The sequence below is a fragment of the Nostoc sp. CHAB 5715 genome (genome assembly GCF_020829685.1).
Taxonomy (GTDB): Bacteria; Cyanobacteriota; Cyanobacteriia; order Cyanobacteriales; family Nostocaceae; genus Nostoc.
This window is the reverse complement of sequence record NZ_JAIVFR010000379.1, coordinates 1-6,503: the sequence shown is the minus strand read 5'-3', so window position 1 is coordinate 6,503 and position 6,503 is coordinate 1. Positions and strand designations below refer to the sequence as shown.

At 46.0% G+C, this 6,503-nt stretch carries 3 protein-coding genes and 1 pseudogene; 1 reads left to right on the top strand and 3 read right to left on the bottom strand.

Annotated features, from left to right (window positions below):
- Together psaB and psaA are read right to left on the bottom strand one after the other, a co-directional pair.
- Nucleotides 1-1,258 (bottom strand): annotated as a pseudogene (gene psaB, locus LC574_RS20565) (photosystem I chlorophyll a apoprotein A2); the annotation flags it as partial.
- Nucleotides 1,259-1,473: 215 nt separating this feature from the next.
- Nucleotides 1,474-3,732, bottom strand: coding sequence for a photosystem I core protein PsaA (gene psaA / locus LC574_RS20560; protein WP_229455297.1), 2,259 nt, complete (start codon nt 3,730-3,732; stop codon nt 1,474-1,476).
- Nucleotides 3,733-4,274: 542 nt separating this feature from the next.
- Here psaA and LC574_RS20555 point away from each other — a divergent pair.
- Nucleotides 4,275-5,726 carry a hypothetical protein gene (locus LC574_RS20555; RefSeq protein WP_229455296.1) on the top strand — a complete coding sequence of 484 codons (1,452 nt, stop codon included), beginning with the start codon at nt 4,275-4,277 and terminating at the stop codon, nt 5,724-5,726.
- A gap of 112 nt (nt 5,727-5,838) precedes the next feature.
- Here LC574_RS20555 and LC574_RS20550 read toward each other — a convergent pair whose 3' ends face one another.
- Nucleotides 5,839-6,192, bottom strand: coding sequence for a hypothetical protein (locus LC574_RS20550; protein ID WP_229455295.1), 354 nt, complete (start codon nt 6,190-6,192; stop codon nt 5,839-5,841).
- Nucleotides 6,193-6,503 lie beyond the last annotated feature (311 nt).

The following is a 6,503-nucleotide window of genomic DNA, read 5'->3' as shown; positions in this document are numbered from 1 at the left end:
GCTTCAACACACGCTCAAGAACGTTGCCTTTGTTTTGTTCTGGGTCGTAATCACGTACCAAAAATATAGCTCCGTGAGCAAAAGCACCAAGTATTAGGAACCCAGCAATGTATTGATGGTGCGTGTACAGCGCTGCCTGAGTTGTGTAGTCCTTAGCAATAAATGCATAAGGAGGCATGGCGTACATGTGCTGTGCCACCAAAGAAGTGATGGTTCCCAAAGCAGCTAGGTGAATACCCAACTGGAAGTGCAGTGAATTGTTATAGGTGTCGTACAAACCTTGGTGAGGCAGGTTGAACTGACCTTCACTTTTGGTATTAGGTACTAAACCAGCTTTGGAGTTCAGCATTTCTTTGATGCTGTGACCAATTCCGAAGTTAGTCCGGTACTGGTGACCAGCAACTATGAAGATAACTGCGATCGCCAAGTGGTGATGAGCTATGTCAGTTAGCCACAAAGCTTCTGTCTGAGGATGGAAACCACCCAAGAAAGTCAGAATCGCAGTCCCTGCACCTTGGGATGTACTGAATATATGCCCAGGAGTGTCAGGGTTTTGAGCGTAAACGCCCCAGTTACCTGTAAAGAAAGGTGTCAAACCTGCTGGGTGGGGTGGGGTGGATAGGAAGTTATCCCAACCTACGTGCTGTCCGCGAGATTCGGGGACAGCAACGTGAATTAAGTGACCAGCCCAAGCCAAAGAACTAACACCAAACAAACCTGCTAAGTGGTGGTTTAGGCGGGGTTCAGCGCTCTTAAACCATGCCAAGCTAGGACGGTACTTGGGTTGCAAGTGCAGCCAGCCAGCGAACAAGAACACTGCTGCCAACAACAACAGACCAACTGAACCAGTGTACAGTTCACTGTTTGTCCGCATACCGATGGTGTACCACCAGTGGTAGACACCGGAGTAAGCAATGTTGACAGGATTACTAGCGCCACCTTGGGTAAAAGCTTCGATCGCTGGTTTACCAAAGTGCGGGTCCCAAATCGCATGGGCGATAGGACGGATATGAAGGGGATCTTTAATCCACTGTTCAAAGTTACCTTGCCAGGCTACGTGGAACAGGAGGCTGGATGTCCACAGGAAGATGATTGCCACGTGACCGAAGTGAGTTGCGAAAATCTTTTGGTAAAGATTTTCCTCAGTGATGCCATCATGGGTTTCAAAATCGTTGCCTGTAGCGATCGCATACCATATCCGACGAGTCGTCGGGTCCTGTGCGAGATCCTGGCTAAATTTCGGAAATTTTGTCGCCATAGGTTTAATAAATCCTCTGACCTTTAGCCATCAAGTATCAGCTGGGATAGTTAGGAGTTATGAGTTGTGAGTTATGAGTTGAGAATTATGAGTTGAGAATTATGAGTTTTAAATTTTTATTTCTAACTCCTAACCCTTCGGCAGGCTCAGGGCATCGCTCCTAACTTCATTCCTAACTCCTAACTTTTAACTCCTAACTTGTACAAAGCTGATTGCTACCCTACTGAAAGAATGTGTGCATGGAAGAACGCCCAAGTTGTGACAATTCCTCCCAAGAGGTAGTGAGCTACCCCTACAGCCCGACCCTGAATAATGCTCAGAGCGCGAGGCTGAATTGATGGTGCTACCTTCAGTTTATTATGCGCCCAAACAATCGACTCAATCAGTTCTTGCCAGTAGCCGCGACCACTGAACAGGAACATCAAGCTGAATGCCCAGACAAAGTGAGCGCCTAAGAAGAGTAGACCATAGGCAGATAGCGCACTGCCATAGGAATTGATGACTTGTGTTGCTTGTGCCCACAAGAAGTCTCGCAACCAACCGTTGATGGTAATGGCGCTTTGGGCAAAGTTACCACCGGTGATGTGAGTCACAGCACCATCTGCATCTACCGTTCCCCACACATCTGATTGCATCTTCCAACTGAAGTGGAAAATTGCAATGGATATTGTGTTGTACATCCAGAAAAGTCCGAGGAACACATGGTCCCAACCAGACACTTGACAAGTACCGCCACGACCAGGACCATCGCAGGGAAAGCGGAAGCCCAGGTTTGCTTTATCTGGAATCAGACGAGAGCTACGGGCAAACAGTACACCTTTGAGCAGAATTAGGACAGTAACGTGTATTTGGAATGCGTGAATATGGTGGATTAAGAAGTCCGCCGTACCCAAAGCAATGGGCATCATCGCTACTTTACCGCCTACAGCCAAAATCCCACCACCGAAAGCATAGCTAACGGGTTCTAGCGCATTGGGAGCAGTGCCACCAGGAGCTAGGGTGTGGATGTTTTGTACCCACTGGGCAAACACTGGCTGTAATTGTATTGCCGTATCAGAGAACATGTCTTGGGGACGCCCCAAGGCACGCATTGTATCGTTGTGGATGTAAAGTCCAAAGCTATGGAAGCCGAGGAAGATACACACCCAGTTCAGGTGAGAAATAATCGCATCTCGGTGACGAATCACCCGATCCAGTAAGTTGTTTTGGTTCACAACCGGATCGTAATCCCGCACCATGAATATGGCAGCGTGAGCCGCACCGCCGACTATACAGAATGCACCAATCCACATATGGTGGGTGAAAATGCACAACTGTGTAGCGTAGTCAGTTGCCAAATATGGATAAGGGGGCATCGCGTACATGTGATGCGCGATGATGATGGTCAGCGAACCCAAGAAGGCCAGGTTAGTAGCCAACTGAGCGTGCCAAGAGCTGGTCAGGTTTTCGTAGAGACCTTTGTGACCTTCACCGGTGAAAGGACCTTTATGGTTTTCCAGGATCTCTTTAATGCTGTGACCAATACCCCAGTTGGTACGGTACTGGTGACCAGCAATGATAAACAGGACTGCGATCGCTAAATGGTGATGAGAAATATCAGTCAACCACAAGCCGCCTGTTACCGGGTTCAGACCGCCCTTAAAGGTGAGGAAGTCAGCATACTGACCCCAATTCAAGGTGAAGAAAGGTGCTAAACCAGCAGCAAAGCCAGGGTAGAGTTCCGTCAACAAGTCTTTGTTCAAGATGAACTCGTGGGGCAAGGGTATATCTTTGACGGCAACCCCTGCATCCAAAAGCTTGTTGGTCGGTGCGGACACGTGGATTAAGTGACCTGCCCATCCCAAGGAACCAAGACCTAGCAATATTTGCAAGTGGTGATTCAGCATTGACTCCACATTCTGGAACCATTCCAGTTTGGGAGCGCGTTTGTGGTAGTGGAACCAACCAGCAAACAGGAACAAACCTGCTAGTACTAAACCACCAATGGCAGTTACGTAAAGCTGGAATGAGTTGGTAATACCCCAACCACGCCATATATAGAACAAACCAGAGGTGATTTGAATACCGTGGAAGCCACCACCGACATCACCATTTAATATGTCTTGTCCTACAATTGGCCAAACGACTTGAGCGCTAGGCTTCACATTCAACGGGTCGCTTAACCAAGCTTCGTAGTTAGAAAACTTCGCACCGTGGAAAATCATCCCGCTCAACCAAATGGTAACAACGGCTAAGTGGCCGAAGTGGGCTGAGAATATCTTGCGGGATATGTCTTCTAAATCGCTTGTATGTGTATCAAAATCATGGGCGAGTGCGTGCAGGTTCCAAATCCATGTGGTGGTTTTGGGACCTCTGGCTAAGGATCTGTCAAAGTGTCCAGGTTGCGCCCATTTCTCAAATGAGGTTGGAACTGGATCGTCATCGACGATTACTCTTGCCTTTTTTTCCTCTCGCTCCGGAGGACTTATTGTCATTCGACCTCCTCTCTATGATAAGGAATGAGGAATCATGAATACCACAAAGTTAACCATTACCGCAAACTCCATTTTGCTGAAGCCGCCATGAAGACCTATGTGGATTGTTGTTTCTCGTTGAATTATAGAGTCTTAACTTGTACTTTGTTGGAGATAGTTGGAGATATTTTAACAATAATTCAAACTTGCTGAAATATTGCTGGAATTCCTGCCTTAACTGCCTTTTAACTTTAAAGCCTTTGTCCAAAAGTCAATAGATTATCGATTTAATTTACAAAGAATAACAATTTGCAAATTTTATAGTTTGGCTGTATAAGACGATTTCCAGCTTTTGCTGCTATTATTCATGAACATTTGTGTCATATTTCCATTGTTGTAAGTAAAAAGCTGTAAAGAATATGACTCATTTGAGAATTTCCTGAGATACACAAGAAAAATTATGGGATTTGAGGCAGATTTCATCTTTTGGGCTATAGTTCCAGATGGACAGTTTGAGCCAAAATAATCTGTAAATTGTCGAAGACCATCACTGGGTGCAACGCATGAACTCGTGGCAGAAAAGGGTGTTAGAGAAGCTCCTCCCTGAGAGGTTCCCGATTTTCAGGTGGGTAATAACATTGGTGCTGGTATTAAGCTTGACCAGTTGTGGCGAGAAAGTGAGTAGCCAGGAAGTATCTACTGACTATAGAGAAAACCCTCCACAGATTTCTCAAATTTCAAAGCAATTTTCGGAAGTTTCCCCACCATCTGTTATCCAAGAACTGCGGACAATTTTGGAAGTTTATCAGCCACAAGTGACAATTGTTACTCCACAAGCTGATGAAGTTCTCCAAGACAACAAAGCTACAGCCAGTTTTCAGGTTAAGGATCTACCAATATTTAAGGACTCACAATTACAATTGGGGCCCTATCTACACGTAATTCTAGATAACCAGCCTTATATACCTGTTTACGATCTGAATCAGCCCTTGGTTTTGCCAGACTTGTCTCCAGGTACTCATACCCTGCGCGTCTTTGCCTCTCGTCCTTGGCATGAAAGCTTTAAGAATGAAGGCGCTTATGCCCAAACAACATTTCACGTCTTCACCAAAACCGACGACAACAATCCAGATCCCAAGTTACCCCTGCTAACTTACAGCCGCCCTCAAAGTAGCTACGGAGCAGAACCAATTTTACTGGACTTTTACCTAACTAACGCTCCCCTGCACCTTGTTGGGAAGGAAAACCCTAACGACGAATTCAGTGATTGGCGCATCCGCTCCACAATTAATGGTGAAAGCTTTATTTTTGATCGTTGGCAAGCAGTTTATCTTAAAGGCTTCCGTCCCGGAAAAAACTGGGTAAAACTAGAATTTCTCGATAACCAGGGAAATCCTCTCAAAAATGCCTTTAATACCACAGTTAGATTGATTGACTACCAGCCAAAGGGTAAAGACACTTTGTCGAGAATTGTCAGAGGAGAACTTACAGCAGATGAGGTGCGCCCCATTGTAGACCCGAATTATAAACTCACACCATCTGTTGAAAAAACACCCGAAATACAACCGAAGGTAGAAAAACAGCCGATTCCCGAAACTGAAATTCCAGAAGAATCCAAAATACAGCCAGAACAACCAAAATTGGAAGTTCCAACGGCTGTACCATCTCCCACTTTATCCCCGACACTACCAGAAATTATTGAGTCTCCCATACCAGAACCACAGCCAACGGTAACGCCAACTCCTGAATCAACGCCGTTACCCGAAAAAGTTGCTCCTCAGTCAACAAAACCTAGATTTGGCGGATTTTTTAACCGTCAGGCGGGCAAAGTTCCTACCCCACAAGCACCAGTTGCACCATCTCCTAGTTTGCCACCCACGCTACCAGAGATTATTGAATCTCCAGCACCAGAAATAATTACGCCAACACCAGAAACTAAACCCGAATCACAGCCAGAGGTAACGGTAACACCTCCATCGGCTGAATTCCCAGAAAAACAAGTGCAAAAGCCATGAAATAAAAAAAGACCTCTTCCTGATTTTACTACGCAAAACCGTCCCTCTCCGAGCCGGAGAGGGATAGACTTGAACTTTTGTTCAAGGTAGGAAGAGGTTTATCGAACTCACGTTAAAAAGGAAATTTATCTGTTGAGGCGAGCAGAGGGAGCAGGGGAAGCAAGCGTATTGACGCACTCCCCAACAAACGGAAGCGGTCTACCTTGTAACGGAAGCGGTCTACCTCGTAACGGAAGCGGTCTACCTCGTAACGGAAGCAGTCTACCTCGTAACGGAAGCGGTCTACCTCGTAACGGGAGCGGTCTACCTTGTAACGGGAGCGGTCTACCTTGTAACGGGAGCGGTCTACCTTGTAACGGGAGCGGTCTACCTTGTAACGGGAGCGGTCTAACTCCCAATACAGTTCAGTTAAGCATTTCTTCTCTTGGCGTTCTTGGCGGTTCGTTAAAAAAATTGACTTTGACAAAGAGTTTCAGCCTTAACCCAAGCGTATTGACCAAAAAACGAATTGCAACACCCCTCATACTGGTAGTTGTCTTGAGCGTCTAGGGTGTTTTTGCTCTTCCCCATTGAAAGTCCGTTTGTGGACTCTTCAAGAATCCCCCGGCTTTAGACTTGGGCAGTGTCAATTATATCCAGCAACTTGAGGAACTATTCCAGTAACTTGATTTATACCCTGTAACTGACAATAAAATTGCGATCGCTCAACGACGACTGCTAAAGTTTACCAACAGTGAGTTAGCACTTAAGTTTGACGGTATCTCTGATGAACTGATC

Excerpts from the sequence above, each read along its gene's own strand:
- psaA (WP_229455297.1), bottom strand. The coding sequence starts at position 3,732 with ATGACAATAAGTCCTCCGGAGCGAGAGGAAAAAAAGGCAAGAGTAATC.
- LC574_RS20555 (WP_229455296.1), top strand. The coding sequence starts at position 4,275 with ATGAACTCGTGGCAGAAAAGGGTGTTAGAGAAGCTCCTCCCTGAGAGG.